Consider the following 17,137-nt stretch of genomic DNA (forward strand, 5'->3'; position numbering starts at 1 on the left):
CCCCCCCCCCCCCCCCCCCCCCCCCCCCCCCCCCCCCCCCCCCCCCCCCCCCGGCGGCCCCCCCCGTTCCGGTGGTGGGGCTGCGGCTACTCGCCGGCGGTCAGGACCGCGGCGGCCGGGTCGAAGTCCTCCGGCAGCGGCGGGATCGCGTCGACGGACGACGTGATCTCGACGGCCGAGCCCGACTCGGCGGCGTCGCGGATGCCGAGCAGCACGTCCAGGACGTGCAGGGCCACGGCACCGGAGGCGCGTTCCGGTCGGTCCTCGGCGATCGCGCGGGCGAGCTCCACGACCCCGGTGCCACGGCCCCAGGTGGAACCGACGGCGGGCAGGGTCTCGGGCTCGTCCTGACCGTAGCGCCAGAGGGTCGACTCGCCCTCGAACGTGTTCGGGTCCGGCAGCGAGATGGTGCCGAGGGTGCCGTTGATCTCGACGAAGCCCATCCGCGGCAGCGCGTGCTGGAACGAGAACGTCGACTGGGCGGACTGCCCGCCGGCGAACTCGATGAGCGCTGCGTGGTGCGTCGGGACCTCGACCGGGAAGGTCTCGCCGGCACGGTCACCAGAGGCGATGGTGCGGCGGTCGAGCGACTTCGACGAGACGGCCTGCACGCGCGAAGCGGTGCCGAACGCGTGCACGAGCGTCGTCACGTAGTACGGGCCCATGTCGAACAGGGGGCCGGCGCCGGTGGCGAACAGGAAGTCCGGGTTCGGGTGCCACGCCTCGGGTCCGGGCACGTGGAACAGCGTCGTCGCGGTGAGCGGCTCGCCGATGTCCCCGCGCGCGATGGCCCGGAGCGCCGTCTGGATGCCCGCGCCGAGCACGGTGTCCGGAGCGGTCGCGACGCGGAGGCCCTTCGCCTGCGCCGACGCCAGCACGGCCGCGGCCGAGTCGTGGTCGGTCGCGATCGGCTTCTCGCTCCACACGTGCTTGCCGGCGTCGATGATCTGCTGGTCGACCTCGGCGTGCACGGCCGGGATCGTCAGGTTGATGACGATCTGCACGTCGTCACGGGCCAGGAGCTCGTCGACGCTGCCGGAACCGGCGACGCCGTACTTCTCGGCCTGGGCGGCGGCCCGGTCGAGCAGCACGTCGGCGACGAAGCGGACCTCGACGTCGGCGAACTGGGTCAGGTTCTCGAGGTACTGCGTGGAGATGTTCCCCGCGCCGATGATGCCGATGCCGGTGCGGCTCACTTGTCGTTGTCCTTCAGCCAGGTGAGGGACTCGGTGATGCCCTCGAAGACGTCGCCCTTGTACGCGTCGAACTCGACGACGCGGATGGCCTGCGGCGCCGCGGCGAGGATGCCCGCCACGTCGACGTCGCCCTGGCCGGCCGGGGTCTGGTTCTCGAAGGCACGCTGTAGGGCCTCGGGCACGATGAGGGCGCTCTCGGACGAGGGCAGTGCGGTGCGGATGTCACCGTCGACCTTGCCGTCCTTGACGTGGATGGCGACGACACGGTCGCCGAGGCCACGGAGCACGGCTGCGGCGTCAGCGCCACCGACGGTCGCCCAGAAGGTGTCGACCTCGAGGACGGTCTCCGGCGCGAGCTGCTCGACGAACAGGTCGTAGACCGTGCGGCCGTCGACCTTGTTCGTGAACTCCCACTGGTGGTTGTGGTACCCGAACTGCAGGCCACGGGACGCGGCCTCGGCGGTGAGGACGTTGACGCGCTCGGCGATCTTCGCGACGTCGTCCGCGGTCTGCCAGCGGTCGGTCGGGATGAACGGGTCGATGACGGTGTGGATGCCGAGGCGCTCCGCAGCGTCCCAGATCGGGGCGGTGTCGTCGGCGTCGATCACGGCGACGTGGCCGGAGGGGGCCTTCAGGCCGGTGGCCGCGAACGCACGCTCGAGGTCGGTGGCGCGCTCGACGAACGCGTAGGGCTCGACGTTCTCGTAGCCGATCTCGCGGACCCGGGCGATGGCCTGGTCGAGGTCTTCGGCGATCGCGTCGCGCAGTGAGTACAGCTGCACAGAGGTGGTGGGCATTGCAGAGGCTCCTTCGATCCTGACGTGGTGTGCGGCCGACGGAGACACTGCTCCACGGCGAGACGATCCGACGCTACCGTAGAAACCACCCGCTGTGTAGTTTTCATCCCCGTGTGACGTGATCCGTGCCTCCCGGACCGTCGTACGGTTGCCTGGTGACCGCCGCGACGACCCGTACCTTCCGCACGCCCGTCGGCCGGATCGTCGGCCACCGCGACGGCGGCGTGGTCCGCGCGCTCGGGATCCCGTACGCCCGCGCCGAGCGGTTCGGGCGACCGCAGCCGGTCCCGCCGTTCACGACCGACTTCGTCGCCGACACCCCCGCGCCGGTGCCGCCGCAGCCGGCGACGCCCGTGCTCGAGGAGCTCATCCACCCGATCGAGGCCGAGGTGTCCGAGGACTGCCAGGCCCTGTCGGTGACGGTGCCCGCGGACCTCGGCGAGGACGAACTGCTGCCCGTGATGGTGTGGATCCACGGCGGCTCGTACGTCGTCGGTGGCGGGGACATCCCGATCCACGACCCGCGGGCGCTCGCCGAGGAGCAGCGGGTCGTCGTCGTCGCGGTCACCTACCGACTGGGTGTGCTCGGCTTCCTCGGCGACGGGGAGCGGGTGCCGGCGAACCTCGGGCTGCTCGACCTGGTCGAGGCGGTGCGCTGGGTGCACGCCAACATCGCGGGGCTCGGCGGCGACCCCGAGCGCATCACCCTGTTCGGGCAGTCGGCCGGCGGCGACGCGATCGCGCACCTGATGGTCGCCGAGGGCACGGCCGGGCTGTTCCAGCGCGCCATCGTGCAGAGCGCCCCGCTCGGGCTGTCGCGTCGTCGGGCGCGGATGAACCGCGCGATGCTCCGCGCGGTCGGGACTGTCGCCCCGGACACCGCGTTGGACGACGTGCTCGCGCTGCAGGCGGCCGCCGAGAAGGTGGCACTGCCGTACGGGCTGCGCGGCGGGATGCCCTTCGGCACGCAGTACGGGCACGCACCGCTGCCCGCCGAACGCGACCTGCCGGACGCCTGGCGCCGTGCGGCCCCGCACGTGGAGGTGCTCATCGGGTCCGCCACCGACGAGGCCGCCCTCTACGTGCCGATGATCCCGGGCCTCCCGGCCGTCGCGCGCACCGGGATCGGCCGGGCGCTGCTCCGGTGGTGGCTCGTCCGCCCGCTCAGCGAGGTCATCTACGGCCGTGACGCCCGCGCCTTCGCCGCCCGACACCGTGCCGCCGGCGGTCGGGCCGTCGTCTACCGGCTGCACCGCGGGGTGACCGTCCGACCGACCGGGGCGGTGCACATGAGTGACGTGCCGCTGCTGCTCGGCGACCGCGCGGCGTGGGCCGGCAGCCGCTTCGTGCCGGAGCAGGACTGGGCGGCCGTCGAACGGCGCGGGCCGGGACACCGGGCGATCTGGGCCGAGTTCGCGCGGACCGGACGGGTCACCGCGGCCGACGACGAGACGCTGACGTTCGACCGGGGCTGACTGTCCACGCCCCTCGAACTGGCGGTCGCGCCACCCGGGCCCGGGCCGGATGATCGTCCTCATGCCCGCGCCCGATGCCGACCTCCGTCCCCGCATCGTCCAGGCGGCGATCGAGGCCTTCCGGCGCTCGGACTTCCACGCCGTCGGGCCCGCCGAGGTCGCGGCGCTCGCCGACCTCACGCCCGCAGACGTCACCGACGCCTACCCGGTGTGGGAACTGCTCGTCGTCGCCGTCATGAACCGCTGGAACAACGGCGACCGAGCATCCCTGTGGCCGATCGCCGAACAGCACGGCGCTGCCGCGTACCTCCGCGCCCGCCTGCAGTCCGGGCTTGCCGATCCGGGGCTCGTCCGCATCCGGATCGCCACGCTCAGTGCGGCCTCGGCGCCGTCGCACCCGGCCTCCGGGTGGTTCCGGAGCCAGTACGTCCACTCGTTCGAGGACATCACTCTCGCCCTCGTGCGGGACGTCGTCGCCGGTCGCGAGCCGCGCGGGACGTCGCCCCGGCACGCCGCCGAGCAGCTGGTCGCCCTCTACGAGGGGTTGCAGGTGCAGTCGCTGATGCGCGACGACAACGACCTGCTGTCGGGGTGGGACCGGGCCGTCGCCCGCATGCGCGCCGGGTGGGGTGCGGTCGCGCTCGTCTGAGTTCTGCGCGATCGGGTGCCCCACGATCAGGCTCGTCGCGCTACGGTCGAGGGTCGCCCGGCCACCGCGCACCTGACCCCTGATCTGGAGGACCCATGTCCGGCAGCACGTTCGGAGAACTGTTCCGCGTCACCAACTTCGGCGAGTCACACGGTCCTGCCATCGGGTGCGTGGTCGACGGATGCCCCCCGGGGATCCCCCTGACCGAAGCGGACATCCAGCACGACCTGGACCGGCGGCGCCCCGGGACGTCCCGGCACGTCACCCAGCGTCGGGAGCCCGACCGGGTCGAGATCCTGTCCGGGGTCTACGAGGGGCGGACGACGGGCACGCCGATCGCGCTGGTGATCCGGAACGAGGACCAGCGGAGCAAGGACTACGCGGACCTGCTCGACACCTTCCGGCCGGGCCACGCCGACTACACGTACTGGCGCAAGTACGGCCTGCGCGACCCTCGTGGCGGGGGTCGTTCGTCGGCCCGGTTGACGGCGCCGATGGTCGCGGCCGGTGCGATCGCCCGCCAGTGGCTCCGGAGCGAGTGCGACCTGCAGATCGTCGGGTGGATGAGCCAGCTCGACGACATCGTCGTGCCCTTCGTCGACGAGTCGCAGATCCCGCTGAACCCGTTCTTCGCCGCGGACGCCGCGGTCGTGCCGCAGCTCGAGCAGCGGATGGACGAGCTGCGCGCCGCCGGTGACTCGTGTGGTGCGCGGATCGACGTCGTCGCCCGGAACGTCCCGGCGGGTCTCGGCGAGCCGCTGTTCGGCAAGCTCGACGCCGACATCGCCAGCGCGATGATGAGCATCAACGCGGTCAAGGGCATCGAGATCGGTGCCGGGTTCGACAGCGTGAGCCAGCGCGGCAGCGAGCACGGCGACGAACTGACTCCGGACGGGTTCGCGAGCAACAACGCGGGTGGGGTCCTCGGTGGGATCTCGACCGGTCAGGAGCTGCGGGTCTCGATCGCGATCAAGCCGACGAGCTCGATCCGGACCCCGCGCCGTTCGATCGACCGCGACGGAACACCGACCGTCGTGGAGACCAAGGGCCGGCACGACCCGTGCGTCGGGATCCGGGCCACGCCGGTCGTCGAGGCGATGCTGGCGCTCGTGCTGATGGACCACATGCTGCTCCACCGGGCGTACGACGGGGCGGTGTCGTTGCCGGTCCCGCCGATCGAGGGCCCGGTCTGGCCGAGCGCATGACGACCCGATGACGACGACGACGCCCGGGACGGTGCGGAGCTGGAACGGCGAGGAGGGGTGGGGAGTCGTCGACCTGGACCCGGACGCCGGAGGTGATCCGGGCCTCCCGGCAGTGGTGCGTGACGTCTGGGTGCACTTCAGCGCGGTCGTCGGGCGCGACTTCGGGTACCTGGTACCGGGCGAGCGGGTGTCCGTGGCGTGGGACGAGGTCCCGGACTCGCCGCACGGGAGGCAGGCGAGCGCGGTCGTGGCGACCGACGGCGGATCGGGTGGCGGGCCGATCGAGGCGTCCGACCCCGGCGCGATGACCAGCATCCTGACGATCAAGTGGGACGACGGCTCGACGAGCTGACCGGCGGTCCGACCGGTTGTCCTCGGACACGTCGTCCTGGTCCCAGGTTGGTCACGACTGCCCGCACCGGTGTCGCCACCGGGATCCGATCTGCGAACATCCCAGCATGAGGGGTACTCGTGTCACCGCCGTCGGCATCGCTTCCGCTGCGATCGTGTTCCTGGCCACCGGTTGCGCGGTCGCCGCAGCCTCGCCCGGTGCCGAGCAGCCGACACCGTCGCCGTCCGTGACGCACCTGCAGGCACGGACGCAGGCGACGCCGACGCCGACGCCGACGCCGACCGCGGACGCGGCTGAGGCGTCCCCGGCGCTCTCGGGTGTGATCGCGACGGGGACGTTGGCCTCGTCGGACGGGAGCACGTCGGGGACGATCGTCCTCACCGCCGCCGACGGCGTGGTGACCGCGACCATCGACGACTTCCACTCCACCGCGACCGGTCAGCTCGACCTCGACCTGACGCCGTACGCCACGACGGCCACCTGCCCGAGCGACTCGTGGCGGTTCGTCATGAACGGCGTCGACACCGAGCCCCACACCTGGTCCCTCCCGATCAGCATCGAGGGTGGTCCCTTCGAGGTCGACCCGTCCTACCTCCGCGGCGCCGTCGTCCACGTCGACTCGGCGACCGGCACCGCCGGACCCGACGGGTGCATCACCCCCGTCCTCGCGGCGGCACCGCTGACCTGGGACGTGCCGGACACCCACGCGGGTCTCGTCGTGGCCGACCACGGCACCCGCGCCGACGCGACCGGGACGACGACCTCGACGAACGGTGTGCCGTCGACCTACACCGTCGCTCCGGGCGACACGTTCCCGGCGATCCGGCAACGCTTCGCCCTGACCAAGGACGACTTCGAGTACCTCAACCCGTTCACCGCGGACGCCTCGGATGGAGCACTGCGGTACGGCACCGTGTACAACCTGTCGCCGGCGGACCGGGGCGTGCCGCCGGCGTGACGGGCAGCATCCTCACGATCAGGTGCGACGACGGCTCCGCGAGCTGACCGTGCCGCTGCCATACTGACCCCATGACGACGGCGCAGCCCGTCATCGGGCGTGAGCGGGAGACCGCCGCCCTCCGACATGCCGTCGGTCACGTCACCGACGGCGGTGCCGCGTTCGTGGTCGACGGGGAAGCCGGGATCGGCAAGTCGTCCCTCGTCGCCGACCTGGTCGAGTACGCGGACGGTCGAGGTCTCCGGGTCCTGACGACGACCGGCACCCTGGCCGAGTCCAGCGAGCCCTACGCCGCGCTCCACCTGCTCCTGTACCCCCTGCGGGCGGGCATCCCGGACCTGCCGCAGCCGCAGCGACGGGCGCTCGACGTCGCCTTCGGGGTCACGTCCGGGGTGCAGCCCTCGCCGCTCCTCGCCGGACTGGCGGCGCTGACCCTGCTCTCCGACGCCGCCGCGGCACGTCCGCTCCTGGTCGTCGTCGAGGACCTGCACTGGATGGACGTGCCGTCGCGGTGGGCACTCCGGATGATCGCCCGCCGGGTCGGCGAGGACCCGATGGTCATCGTCATGACGACGCGGGACTCGGACGCGGCCGAGGACCCGGGCGTCCGACGGCTGCACCTCGCGCCGCTGGACGCGCCGGCCGCCGACCTGCTGCTCGACGGCGTCCCCGGAGCGCCGCGGGGGCAGGCTCGGCGAGACCTCGTGCTCCGCGCCGAGGGCAACCCGCTGGCGCTGCGCGAACTGGGCCGGTCGGCGTCGGAGGAGCACGCTCGCGACCGTCCGGTGGTGGGCCGGGTGGAGCAGGAGTTCGCCGGTCGCTTCGCCGGACTCGAGCAGTCGGTCCGCTTGGCGGTCCTCGCCGTGGCACTGTCCGGCAGCACGGGTGCGGAGGAGGCGGCACGGGTGGCTGCCCGGGCGTTCGGGAGGTTCCCACCGCCGACGTGGACTGAGCAGGCGTCGGCGTCGTCGCTCCTGGTCTGGGAGGCCCCGCGCGCGATCCGGTTCCGGCACCCCCTCGTCCAGTCGGCGGTCCTCGCCGCTGCGTCGCCGACCGAGCGCACCGCGGTCCTGCGGTCGCTCGTCACCGAACACGAGGACGATCCGACCCGGACGGTCTGGTGGCGTGCCGAGCTCACGACCGGACACGACGACGCCCTGGCCGAGGAGATCGCCGCACTCGGCGCGGGACGGACGGCGATGTCCGATCCGCTCGTCGCGAGCCGCGCCTACGAGCGAGCCGCCGAACTGACGTCGGACGTCGTCCGACGCGTCGAGCGACGCATCACCGCGGCGGAACTCGCCGGGCTGTCCGGCCGGATCGCCGACGCGGCGCTCCTGGTGCAGCGAGCCCGCGACGAGGCGCCGGACCGGTTGCTCGCGGCGCGTGCGGCCTGGCTCGCCGAGATCCTGCCCACCGGCCGGACGGGGCTCGCCGTCGGCGACCTCGGACCGGCACTCCACGCGGTCTCCGAGATGCAGGCGGCCGGCGGCGTCGAGGACGCCACCACCGCCCTGCTGCACCTCGCCGCGATCGCCTGGGACCACACCGCCGAGCCCGACCCAGGGGACCCGATGCTCGTCGTGGTCGAGGCACTCGCGCTGCCCGACGACGACCCGCGGGCGATCCTCCTGGCCGCGCGGACGGAACCGGTGGTCCGCGGCGACCACGTCATGGAACGCGCGCTCGCAGCGGCTCCGACGGCCGAGGACGAGGAGTCGGCGTGGCTCCTCGGCTACGCGCTCAACCTCGTCGGCGAGGTCGAGACCGCCCGGGTGCTGCTCGACCGGGCCCTCGCGAGCATGCGGGCTCGTGGTGAGTTGCGGACGTTCCCGCAGGCACTGATGGGCACCTCGATGACCACGTACCTGGCCGGGGACGTCGCGAAGGCCCGGTCCCTCGCGGAGCAGGCCGAGTCGCTCGGCCGTGACCTCGGTGACGCCGGTTTCTCGGCGGCGGCTCGTTGTGCGCTCGCCTGGTTCGACGCCCTCGAAGGGGTGATGCCCGACGCCGAGCAGATCGCTGGCGGGACCCAGGCGGGTGCGCAGGTCCTCCGGTCCGGGGCGATGCGTGCGACGCTGCGTGGGGCTGCGGGGCTGGTCGACCTGCTCGCGGGCCGTGCGTCGGAGGCCCTCGAGCGCCTCCGTGGCCTGTCCGACCCGGCTCACGACGGGTACCACCCGTGGTTCGGCGTCGCGACCTCGCACGACTTCGTCGACGCCGCGCTGGAGTCGGGCCGACGCGGCGACGTCGAGCAGCGGCTGGCGGACCTCGAGCAGCTCCACGCGCGCTGGCACGCACCGATCGTCCGGACCGCCGTCGACTACACCCGGCTCGCGCTGGTCCCTGACGACGAGCTCGAGTCGGCGTGGGTGACACTGCAGCACGAGCGCTGGGCGATGCCGTACGTGCAGGCGCGTGCGCTCCTCCGACTGGGCCGCCGACTGCGCCGAGCGCGCCGGACGACGCTCGCCCGGGCGGTGCTGCACGCGGCCCTCGACCTGTTCGCGGCGATGCCGGCACCGACGTGGGAGGAACGGACGCGCGACGCCCTCCGTGCCGCCGGCGAGCGGTTGCCGGCCGCCGGCGCACGCGACGTCGAAATGCTGACCCCGCAGGAGCTCCGCGTCTGCACCCTCGCGTCGCGCGGGATGAGCAACCGGGCCATCGGTGAGCACCTGTTCGTCTCACCCCGGACGGTCGGCGCGCACCTGTACGCGGCGTTCCAGAAGCTCGGGATCTCGACCCGCCAGCAGTTGCCCGGTGTGCTGCCGACCGAGGCCGAGGCCGAGGCCGACGGCGACGCCGTGGACCGGGCAACTCGCCCCTAGGTCATCCGGCGGCGGATCTCGGTCATCGTGACCGATGTGCACCGGTCGTGCCCGCTCGTACCTTCTGAGCGGAACCCCACGGTCACCACCGACGCCGGGCCGCGCCACGGGCTGCGGACCGGGAAGGAGCGAACGCACCATGTCCGGAGCCCCCACCATCGTCCTGGTCCACGGCGCCTTCGCCGACGCCGCCAGCTGGGCACCCGTCACGAAGCTCCTGCTCGAGCAGGGCCACCGGGTCCTCGTCCCGCCGGTCTCCAACCGCAGCCTGTCCGCCGACGCGGCGTACATCCGGTCCGTCGTCGAGCAGGTCGACGGGCCGGTCCTGCTCGCCGGACACTCCTACGGAGGCGCGGTGGTCACGGTCGCCGGTGCCGCCGAGAACGTCGTCGGGCTGGTGTTCGTCGCCGCGTACGCACTCGAGGAGGGCGAGAGCCTCGGCGAGCTGCAGGGCGGCTTCCCGGACAGCGACCTCGCCGCCGCCCTCGTGTACGCGCCGTACCCGGTGGACGGCGCCGAGCCCGGCACGGACGTCTCGGTGGCGATCGAGGCCTTCCCCGCCGTCTTCGCGGGCGGCCTCGACCGGGAGACGGCGGAGGTGCTGGCGGTCTCGCAACGCCCGCTGTCCGCGGTCGCGTTCGGTGAGCCCGCGGCCGTCGCCGCGTGGAGGAGCCGCCCGTCGTGGGGGATCGTCTCCAGCGCCGACCACACCATCAACCCCGACGTCGAGCGGTTCGGGTACCAGCGCGCCGGGGTCCGCCGGGTGGTCGAGCTCGACGCCCCGCACCTGGTGATGCAGACCCACCCCGCCGAGGTGGCCGCCGTCATCACCGACGCCGTCGCCGAGCTGGCCTGACCCCACACCGACCCACCCAGCACACCGCACGACCACCACACCGCACGACCACCACAGGAGGGCACCACACATGGGCTACATCACCACCGACGACGGGGCAGAGATCTACTTCAAGGACTGGGGGAACCCCGACGCGCAGCCGATCGTGTTCCACCACGGCTGGCCGCTGTCCTCGGACGACTGGGACGCGCAGATGCTGTACTTCCTGGCCGAGGGGTACCGCGTCGTCGCGAGCGACCGGCGTGGCCACGGGCGGTCGTCGCAGATCGGCACCGGCCACGACATGGACCACTACGCCAGCGACGTGTCCGCCGTCGTCGAGCACCTCGACCTGCACGACGCGGTCCACATCGGTCACTCCACCGGTGGCGGCCAGGTCGCCCGGTACGTCGCCCGGTACGGCCAGCCGCAGGGTCGGGTCGCGAAGGCCGTCCTGGTGTCCGCCGTGCCGCCGCTGATGCTCAAGACGGAGTCCAACCCGGAGGGCACCGACCTCTCGGTCTTCGACGGGTTCCGTGCCGCGCTGACGGCGAACCGCGCCGAGTTCTTCCAGGCCGTCGCCTCGGGCCCGTTCTACGGCTTCAACCGGCCCGGCGTGACGACGTCCGAACCGGTGGTCGCCAACTGGTGGCGCCAGGGCATGACGGGCAGTGCGGTCGCCCACCTGGAGGGCATCAAGGCGTTCTCGGAGACCGACCAGACCGAGGACCTGCGGGCGATCACCGTGCCGGTGCTGGTCCTGCAGGGCGACGACGACCAGGTCGTCCCGTACCGGGCCGCCGCCCTGAAGCAGGCCGAGCTCCTCAGTGACGCGACCCTCACGATCTACGAGGGGTACCCGCACGGGATGCTGACCACTCACGCGGACGTCATCAACCCGGACATCCTCGCGTTCATCCGCAGCTGACGTCGCTGCACCGACGTCGCCGACGCTGCGTCCGCAGCGGACCGGACGGGAGGCGCGGTGCCGGTGGGCCGACCAGGTCACCGGCACCACGCCTCCCGTCCGTCACCTCGTCACTGACGCATCCCCACGCTCGTCGACGTGGCAGGGTGGCGTCATGCCGGAGTGGAGGAACGCGAGCGGAGCACCGGTGTGGGGCGCACCGCCGGCCGCACCACCGCGTCGTCGCGGCTCGGCCTGGGCCGTCGCGGGGATCGTCGTCGCCTCCGTGGGGTTCGCGGCCTCGTTCATCGGCGCGGTGCTGGGATTGGCCTCGTTGCTCGGCAGCGGGCTGATCTACGCCGCCAGCCAGGGCGAAGCCGGCCACGGCGGCCTGTTCCGCGAGGTCACCCGGATCGGTGACGTCTTCGTCGTGATCCCGCTGGCACTGGTCGCCGTGGTGTGCACGGTCGTCGCCTGGCGACGCACGCGTGGACCGGACCGGTCACGGGTGACGACCGTCGTCGCGACCGTCCTGGCCTCGTGCCTCCTGCTGCTGTCGCTGGTCACCGCACTGTTCGTCGTCTGACCGCCGGCATCACTGCAGTTCGCTGACCAGCCGCTCGCTCGCCGCCCACGAACGCTCGGCGTTCGCGGTGCTGATCGACGCGGGCAGCGGCACCGTCCGCCCACGGTCGTCGACCATGCCCCCTGCCGGGCCGAGGTCGGCGGTCCGGGACGCCAGGTGCTCCGCGACCGGGCAGGTGGAGCGGGCGAACCGGTTCGCGAGACTGCCGAGCAGTCGCAGGGGCAGCGCCTGTCGGCCGAGCAGGTCGGACCGGATCAGGCCGGGGTGGAAGACCACGGCGCTGATGCCGGGTTCCGTCTCGGCGAGGTGCCGCGACAGGAGCAGTTTCCAGGCGACCGCCTGCGTCAGGACCCGGACCCCGGAGGCGTTCGCGTCCACACCGTCGACCGCGACGTCCCCGAGGCGCCGGACCAGGGCCGGTGCCACGCCGACCGTGAGGACGCGGGCCTCCGGTGCCTGGCGGAGGAGCGGCAACGCGGCACGGGTCAGCAGGTGGTGCGTCAGGGCGTTGGTCGCGAAGCTGCGGGGGATGCCCGGCTGGAGGTCACCGCGTTCCCCGACGGACCCGGTGGCGTTCACGAGCACGTCCAGGCTGCCGACCGTGCTCCCGAGGCCGTCGACCAGGCGGGTCACCGAGGCCGGGGAGGTGAGGTCGGCGACGCGCGACTCGACGTCGACCTCGGCGCCGGGGGTCGCCTGCTGGACGGCACGGACGGCGTCGCGGCCGCGGCCGGCGTCCCGCGAGAGCAGCACCGTCCGGGCCCCGAGGCGAGCGAGCCCCTTCGCGACGGCGAGGCCCACGCCGGACGAGCCGCCGGAGACGAGGACGGTCGTGCCCTCGATGCGATGCGTTTCCATGACGACCTCCGGATCGATGACACTGCGTGTCGTCAACCTAGCACCGTGGCTCGTGGCTCGTGGCTCGTGGCTTGTGGCTCGTGGCTCGTGGCTCGCGTCTCGGAGGACCGGCCGGGCGGGTCGCCAGGACGGGAGGCCCGGCGCGGCGCTCCGGCATCGGCCCGGTCCCTGGGATGGTCGGGTCATGGAGTACACCGACTACGACACCCGGCTGGCGTCCTACGCCGTCGTCACCGACGGGGACCGGGTGCTGCTCGCCCGGTTGAGCTGGCCGGACGCCGGGCTCTGGACGTTGCCGGGCGGCGGGGTCGAGCTCGACGAGACCGTCGAGGAGGGCGCCGTCCGCGAGGTGCTCGAGGAGACCGGGTACGACGTGGTCGTCGAGGAGCTGCTCGGGGTGCGCTCCCACGTGGTCCCGCCCGAGCGTCGGAAGACCCGGAACGGCCGACCGATGAAGGCCGTGCAGGTGGTGCACCGGGCCCGGGTCGTCGGGGGCTCGCTGCGCCACGAGGCCGAGGGGACGACGGACCAGGCGGCCTGGGTGCCGATCGCCGAACTCGGGGCGCACCGCCACGGGTTGCTCGTGGCGCAGGCCCTGCGGTGGGCGGGCGTCACGACGGAGTGAGCCGCGCCTCCCGTCCGGTCGGTCAGTGCCCGGCGACGAACGGGTCGAGCACGGCCCAGGTCGCCTCGGGCGCCTCGAGGTGCGGCAGGTGTCCGGCGGCGGCGACCTCGGCGAAGACGGCACCGGGGACGGCCGTGGCGACCGCACGGCCGTAGGTGGGGGTGACGACGCGGTCGCTGGCGCCCCAGACGACGAGGGTCGGCACGGACACCGCCGACAGGCGTCCGAGCAGGGTCGGGTCGCTCATCGCCCGGCCGGCGAGCACGGCCATCGTCTGCCCGTTCGCCTGCAGGACCGCGCGCTGCTCCTCGGTCACGAGCGCCGGGTCCTGGTAGCCGCGCTCGGGGTCGTGCCAGGCGACCTCCGCGAGTCCGCGGGCGTCGAGCGCGAAGAAGTCCGCGATCGGTTCCCCGTCGACGACGACCCCGACGGTGTCGATGACGACCACGCTGCCGAGGACCCCGGCGTACCGCTCGTCCGCTGCGGCCTGGACGGCCATCTCGAGGGCGGTCCACCCGCCGATCGAGGACCCGACCACCAGCACGTCGCGCTCGCCGTGGTCGAGGAGCCGGGTCAGGTAGGCCGACGCAAGGTCGCCGATCGACGCGATCGACTCCGGTCGCGCGGTGCCGTCCCAGCCCGGGTGCGTCGGGGCGTGGACGTGTCGGGTGGCGGCGAGGTGCCCGACGATCGGGGCGACCGTCCGGGGTCCACCGCCACCGTGCAGCACGAGGGCGGTCGGTGCGGCGGGGTCGCCGGCGCGGAGGACGGGCAGGTCGTCGGGGAGGGTGTTCGGCATGGTCGAGACTCCTGAATCAACATGTTGATCTAAATGTGTTGATACCGTAGCACCATGACGACGGACCTCGAACGGCTCGGCCAGGCGGTCAAGCGCGCGCAGTACCGGAACCACCGCACGATGGACCTCGCCCTGCAGGACGTCGGGGTGAGCCTGGTGCAGTGGGACGCCCTCCGTGCCGTCGACCGGATGCCGGGGGCGTCCGGTCACGACCTGGCCGTCGCCACCTTCCAGAGCGACCAGGCGTTCGGCACGCTGGCGTCCCGACTCGTCGAGCGCGGGCTCATCGAACGGTCGGCGGGACGCGGGCGTCGGCTCGTGCACACCCTCACCCCGACCGGGCGCGAAGCACTCGACGACGGACACCGGGTGGCCGCCCGGGTGCTCGACGAGCTGTTCGCCCCGCTCGACGAACCGGGCCGCGCGGCACTGATGGCCGCGCTGACCACCCTCACCGCGGGGGAGTGACGACCTCGGTCGGCTGCGGGTCGTAGCGGACCGCGAGCACCGTGACGTCGTCGGCGTGGTGGCCCGCCCGGCCGAGCTCCTCCAGGCGGGACACCAGGCGTTCCGGGTCCGGCTCGGTCAGGGTGAACGCCTCGAACCGGTCCAGCGCGTCGAGCCCGTCGCCGAAGAGGTCGAGGACACCGTCACTGACCACGAGGACCACGTCGCCAGCGTCGAGCACCGTCTCGTGCGTGGTCCAGCTCGTCCCGACGCCGATCGGGGTGTCCGTGCCCCGCAGCCACTCGTGGCCCCCGCCCGCTCGGAGCACCAGCGCCAGGCCGTGCCCGGCGTCGACCCACCGGGCGACCCCGCGGACGTCGAGGTGCATGTGGAAGCACGTGGTGAACTGCTCGGTCGCCGGCGCGTCCAGACCGACGTCCAGGCCGGTCGCCGTGCGGCTCACCGCTTCGTCCGGCGCCCCCTCGCGCACCGACGAGCGGAGGACCGACCGCACCACCGCGGCGATCATGCCGGCACCGACGCCCTTGCCCATCACGTCGCCGAGGGTGAAGGCCGCGCCCGCGGTGGTCGGGAACCAGTCGTAGAAGTCGCCGCCGACCGAGCGCGTCGGCAGGCACACGGCCCGGACGGTGAACGCCGCGGGCAGGTCCGCCGTCGACACGGGCAGCAGGGACCGCTGGACCAGCGCCGCCTGGGAGATCTCCGCCTCGGCCTGCCGTCGGAGCTCCTGCACCGTCTGCAGGCGGACGGACCCCTGACGGGCGAGCTCGTTGGTGACCCCGGCGACGGCGGTGAAGACCACGAGCACGACGACGAGCCGCACGACCTCGCTCGCGCCCAGGTCGGCGTGCCCGAGGAGCACCGGCACCAGGAAGGTCGCGGCGGTCCCGACCAGGGGGAAGAGGACGTTCTGCCGGCCGGGTCGGGCGGCGATCCAGATCACCGGCAGCAGGACCGCGGCGAGGAACGGGGACCGCGCGTCACCCGTGCCGTACCGCAGCAGGCCGATCGCGACGAAGTCGAGCGCCGGCACCAGGAGCTCGAAGCGCATCAGCGTCGGTCGGGCCGCGAGCAGTCCGGCGAACGCCAGCCCGACGACCGCCAGGGCCGTCCCGGTCCACATGCTCGTCGCGTTGGTCACCGTCAGCCAGGGCAGCAGCACGCTGCACACCGCGGCGATCACGGACACCACGACGATGACCGCCTGGTTGACCACCGGGTTCGCTCTCGCCCCGGTCCGCCCGGAGGCGGCGTCCGCTCGGTCGACCGCGGTGTCCGGGACGACGGTCCGACCGGTTGGCGTCTTCGTCATCAGGAGCTGACGCTACCGGCAGCAGGGGCCCGTGGGAACGCGCCCGTTCGTGGGGCAGACGGCTGGTCCGGGCGGCGTGCCACGGGCCTCCCGGCTCGTCGCCGACGGGTCACGAGTCGGTCTCGTACCGGTCTCGATCCCGCATCGAGCCGGCGACGGCGCCGGCCGGTCCGCCAGGATCGTCCGCATGGGGAACCACCGATCCGTCCGGACGTCCGTCGTCGCCGCCACCGTCGCACTGCTCGCGACGACCGCCCTCGCCGGGTGCTCCGCCGACGACGGAGCCGGCGCGGCGCCGAGCACGTCGCGCACACCCTCCGCCGCCGCGGCGGCCGTGGACCCGGAGCAGGCGACCCCGGAGCCCATGGACATGGACATGGACGACAGCGCTGCCGCGACCTGCGGCCAGGTCAGCGCGCTCGAGACCGTCGCGCACAACGCGCGCGACGGCCTGTCCCGCGGAGCGCTCACCCAGGCGCAGTTCGACGCGCTGGCGGCGTCGGTGCGGTTCGGGTTCGAGCACCTCACCAGCACGGACGTGAAGGTGTCGCCCGCGCTGGACTCGGCGCAGCGGTACCTCGAGGAGCATCCGGGGCCGACGATCGACGACACGACGGCGGACTGGGACCTCCGGGTCCGGACGATCAGGACCGCCTGCACCGAGTCCGGCTCCAACATCGTCGTGTCGGCGCAGTACGGCGGCTGACCGGCGTCAGCCACGGCGGCTGAGCGGTGTCAGCGCGGCGTCAGCCCTTCCACACCGAGACGGCGCCCGCGTGCCCGATCACCACGACCTCGATCAGCGAGACCACGCCGACGACGACGAGCAGGACCGGGCCGACGACCGCGACCGCGCGGACCGCACCACGGTTCGTGATGCGCTCGGTGCCGAAGCGGTGCCACCCCCACCACAGCACGAGCAGCGCGAAGACCGCGATCGACCACGGCAGCAGGCCGTCGGCGAGTTCGGTGTGCCGCTCGAGCAGTGCGGTCTCCTTCTCGCGTGACTCCAACCACTCACCCGACGACGTCGCGAGCGGCACGGAGACCAACGCCACCAGACCGATCAGCGGTGCGCCGACCGCCAGCCACCGTCGAGCGGCCGGCCAGACCGCGACGGCGATCGCGACCAGCGCGGCCACGGGGACCGCGACCGAGGTCAGGTGGACCAGGAGGGGGTGGAGCGGGAGTCCGCCGAGTTGCCAGTCCATGTCGGACCTTCCGTGCCGGGGCGACCAGGGTGGCCGCGCCGTTCCAGGCAACCGGAGCCCGCCGCTGGTGGAC

General features: G+C 73.2%; 18 protein-coding genes. 12 read left to right on the forward strand and 6 right to left on the reverse strand.

The window, feature by feature from the left end; translation table 11 throughout:
* Positions 1-86: 86 nt before the first annotated feature.
* Together QCD68_RS03625 and QCD68_RS03630 are read right to left on the reverse strand one after the other, a co-directional pair.
* Entirely contained in the window at positions 87-1,196 is a 1,110-nt protein-coding gene (locus tag QCD68_RS03625) for a Gfo/Idh/MocA family protein (protein WP_301222053.1), read from the reverse strand.
* Positions 1,193-1,993: a sugar phosphate isomerase/epimerase family protein gene (locus QCD68_RS03630; protein ID WP_181439288.1), complete on the reverse strand. Its 801-nt coding sequence runs from the start codon at positions 1,991-1,993 to the stop codon at positions 1,193-1,195. The genes QCD68_RS03625 and QCD68_RS03630 overlap by 4 nt, the downstream gene beginning before the upstream one ends.
* A gap of 155 nt (positions 1,994-2,148) precedes the next feature.
* On the opposite strand from QCD68_RS03630, the gene QCD68_RS03635 reads away from it, so the two are divergent.
* The 9 genes from QCD68_RS03635 (at position 2,149) to QCD68_RS03675 (ending at position 11,791) form a co-directional block, all read left to right on the forward strand.
* Positions 2,149-3,468 (forward strand): carboxylesterase family protein, encoded by a 1,320-nt coding sequence (locus tag QCD68_RS03635; RefSeq protein WP_301222054.1) that lies wholly within the window; start codon positions 2,149-2,151, stop codon positions 3,466-3,468.
* 61 nt (positions 3,469-3,529) lie between these two features.
* Positions 3,530-4,117 carry a TetR/AcrR family transcriptional regulator gene (locus QCD68_RS03640; RefSeq protein ID WP_301222055.1) on the forward strand — a complete coding sequence of 196 codons (588 nt, stop codon included), beginning with the start codon at positions 3,530-3,532 and terminating at the stop codon, positions 4,115-4,117.
* A 95-nt stretch (positions 4,118-4,212) separates the two neighbouring features.
* The gene (aroC, locus tag QCD68_RS03645; RefSeq protein WP_301222056.1) at positions 4,213-5,322 is read left to right on the forward strand and encodes a chorismate synthase; all 1,110 of its coding nucleotides are present in this window, start codon (positions 4,213-4,215) and stop codon (positions 5,320-5,322) included.
* Between the two features lie 7 nt (positions 5,323-5,329).
* Positions 5,330-5,674 carry a hypothetical protein gene (locus QCD68_RS03650; protein WP_301222057.1) on the forward strand — a complete coding sequence of 115 codons (345 nt, stop codon included), beginning with the start codon at positions 5,330-5,332 and terminating at the stop codon, positions 5,672-5,674.
* Positions 5,675-5,780: 106 nt separating this feature from the next.
* A complete protein-coding gene (locus QCD68_RS03655; RefSeq protein WP_301222058.1) occupies positions 5,781-6,632 on the forward strand; it encodes a hypothetical protein in 852 nt (283 codons plus the stop codon).
* A gap of 71 nt (positions 6,633-6,703) precedes the next feature.
* Positions 6,704-9,463, forward strand: a complete 2,760-nt coding sequence (locus QCD68_RS03660; RefSeq protein ID WP_301222059.1) for a LuxR family transcriptional regulator — start codon at positions 6,704-6,706, stop codon at positions 9,461-9,463.
* Between the two features lie 139 nt (positions 9,464-9,602).
* Positions 9,603-10,319: an alpha/beta fold hydrolase gene (locus tag QCD68_RS03665; RefSeq protein WP_221849379.1), complete on the forward strand. Its 717-nt coding sequence runs from the start codon at positions 9,603-9,605 to the stop codon at positions 10,317-10,319.
* Positions 10,320-10,389: 70 nt separating this feature from the next.
* The gene (locus QCD68_RS03670; RefSeq protein WP_111075353.1) at positions 10,390-11,226 is read left to right on the forward strand and encodes an alpha/beta fold hydrolase; all 837 of its coding nucleotides are present in this window, start codon (positions 10,390-10,392) and stop codon (positions 11,224-11,226) included.
* Positions 11,227-11,380: 154 nt separating this feature from the next.
* Positions 11,381-11,791 (forward strand): hypothetical protein, encoded by a 411-nt coding sequence (locus tag QCD68_RS03675; protein WP_301222060.1) that lies wholly within the window; start codon positions 11,381-11,383, stop codon positions 11,789-11,791.
* 9 nt (positions 11,792-11,800) lie between these two features.
* Here the strand turns inward: QCD68_RS03675 and QCD68_RS03680 are convergent, their stop codons facing one another.
* Positions 11,801-12,649 carry an SDR family NAD(P)-dependent oxidoreductase gene (locus QCD68_RS03680; protein ID WP_301222061.1) on the reverse strand — a complete coding sequence of 283 codons (849 nt, stop codon included), beginning with the start codon at positions 12,647-12,649 and terminating at the stop codon, positions 11,801-11,803.
* Between the two features lie 184 nt (positions 12,650-12,833).
* Here QCD68_RS03680 and QCD68_RS03685 point away from each other — a divergent pair, with 184 nt between their 5' ends.
* On the forward strand, positions 12,834-13,274 hold the full coding sequence (locus QCD68_RS03685) for an NUDIX hydrolase (protein WP_111075355.1): 441 nt from the start codon (positions 12,834-12,836) through the stop codon (positions 13,272-13,274).
* Between the two features lie 22 nt (positions 13,275-13,296).
* Here QCD68_RS03685 and QCD68_RS03690 read toward each other — a convergent pair whose 3' ends face one another.
* The gene (locus QCD68_RS03690; RefSeq protein WP_301222062.1) at positions 13,297-14,073 is read right to left on the reverse strand and encodes an alpha/beta fold hydrolase; all 777 of its coding nucleotides are present in this window, start codon (positions 14,071-14,073) and stop codon (positions 13,297-13,299) included.
* A gap of 54 nt (positions 14,074-14,127) precedes the next feature.
* Here QCD68_RS03690 and QCD68_RS03695 point away from each other — a divergent pair, with 54 nt between their 5' ends.
* The gene (locus QCD68_RS03695; RefSeq protein ID WP_111075357.1) at positions 14,128-14,541 is read left to right on the forward strand and encodes a MarR family winged helix-turn-helix transcriptional regulator; all 414 of its coding nucleotides are present in this window, start codon (positions 14,128-14,130) and stop codon (positions 14,539-14,541) included.
* Here the strand turns inward: QCD68_RS03695 and QCD68_RS03700 are convergent.
* Positions 14,525-15,853 carry a PP2C family protein-serine/threonine phosphatase gene (locus QCD68_RS03700; protein WP_253465930.1) on the reverse strand — a complete coding sequence of 443 codons (1,329 nt, stop codon included), beginning with the start codon at positions 15,851-15,853 and terminating at the stop codon, positions 14,525-14,527. The genes QCD68_RS03695 and QCD68_RS03700 overlap by 17 nt on opposite strands.
* Positions 15,854-16,040: 187 nt before the next feature.
* Here QCD68_RS03700 and QCD68_RS03705 point away from each other — a divergent pair, with 187 nt between their 5' ends.
* The gene (locus QCD68_RS03705) at positions 16,041-16,559 is read left to right on the forward strand and encodes a hypothetical protein (RefSeq protein WP_301222063.1); all 519 of its coding nucleotides are present in this window, start codon (positions 16,041-16,043) and stop codon (positions 16,557-16,559) included.
* A gap of 40 nt (positions 16,560-16,599) precedes the next feature.
* Here the strand turns inward: QCD68_RS03705 and QCD68_RS03710 are convergent, their stop codons facing one another.
* Positions 16,600-17,064: a DUF2231 domain-containing protein gene (locus QCD68_RS03710; RefSeq protein WP_253465936.1), complete on the reverse strand. Its 465-nt coding sequence runs from the start codon at positions 17,062-17,064 to the stop codon at positions 16,600-16,602.
* Between the last annotated feature and the right edge of the window lie 73 nt (positions 17,065-17,137).

This window comes from Curtobacterium sp. PsM8 (assembly GCF_030433875.1).
Taxonomy (GTDB): domain Bacteria; phylum Actinomycetota; class Actinomycetes; order Actinomycetales; family Microbacteriaceae; genus Curtobacterium.

Coding starts and splice junctions, on each gene's coding strand:
- QCD68_RS03630 (WP_181439288.1), bottom strand. CDS start 1,993: ATGCCCACCACCTCTGTGCAGCTGTACTCACTGCGCGACGCGATCGCC.
- QCD68_RS03640 (WP_301222055.1), top strand. CDS start 3,530: ATGCCCGCGCCCGATGCCGACCTCCGTCCCCGCATCGTCCAGGCGGCG.
- aroC (WP_301222056.1), top strand. CDS start 4,213: ATGTCCGGCAGCACGTTCGGAGAACTGTTCCGCGTCACCAACTTCGGC.
- QCD68_RS03650 (WP_301222057.1), top strand. CDS start 5,330: ATGACGACGACGACGCCCGGGACGGTGCGGAGCTGGAACGGCGAGGAG.
- QCD68_RS03655 (WP_301222058.1), top strand. CDS start 5,781: ATGAGGGGTACTCGTGTCACCGCCGTCGGCATCGCTTCCGCTGCGATC.
- QCD68_RS03660 (WP_301222059.1), top strand. CDS start 6,704: ATGACGACGGCGCAGCCCGTCATCGGGCGTGAGCGGGAGACCGCCGCC.
- QCD68_RS03665 (WP_221849379.1), top strand. CDS start 9,603: ATGTCCGGAGCCCCCACCATCGTCCTGGTCCACGGCGCCTTCGCCGAC.
- QCD68_RS03670 (WP_111075353.1), top strand. CDS start 10,390: ATGGGCTACATCACCACCGACGACGGGGCAGAGATCTACTTCAAGGAC.
- QCD68_RS03675 (WP_301222060.1), top strand. CDS start 11,381: ATGCCGGAGTGGAGGAACGCGAGCGGAGCACCGGTGTGGGGCGCACCG.
- QCD68_RS03680 (WP_301222061.1), bottom strand. CDS start 12,649: ATGGAAACGCATCGCATCGAGGGCACGACCGTCCTCGTCTCCGGCGGC.
- QCD68_RS03685 (WP_111075355.1), top strand. CDS start 12,834: ATGGAGTACACCGACTACGACACCCGGCTGGCGTCCTACGCCGTCGTC.
- QCD68_RS03690 (WP_301222062.1), bottom strand. CDS start 14,073: ATGCCGAACACCCTCCCCGACGACCTGCCCGTCCTCCGCGCCGGCGAC.
- QCD68_RS03695 (WP_111075357.1), top strand. CDS start 14,128: ATGACGACGGACCTCGAACGGCTCGGCCAGGCGGTCAAGCGCGCGCAG.
- QCD68_RS03700 (WP_253465930.1), bottom strand. CDS start 15,853: ATGACGAAGACGCCAACCGGTCGGACCGTCGTCCCGGACACCGCGGTC.
- QCD68_RS03705 (WP_301222063.1), top strand. CDS start 16,041: ATGGGGAACCACCGATCCGTCCGGACGTCCGTCGTCGCCGCCACCGTC.
- QCD68_RS03710 (WP_253465936.1), bottom strand. CDS start 17,064: ATGGACTGGCAACTCGGCGGACTCCCGCTCCACCCCCTCCTGGTCCAC.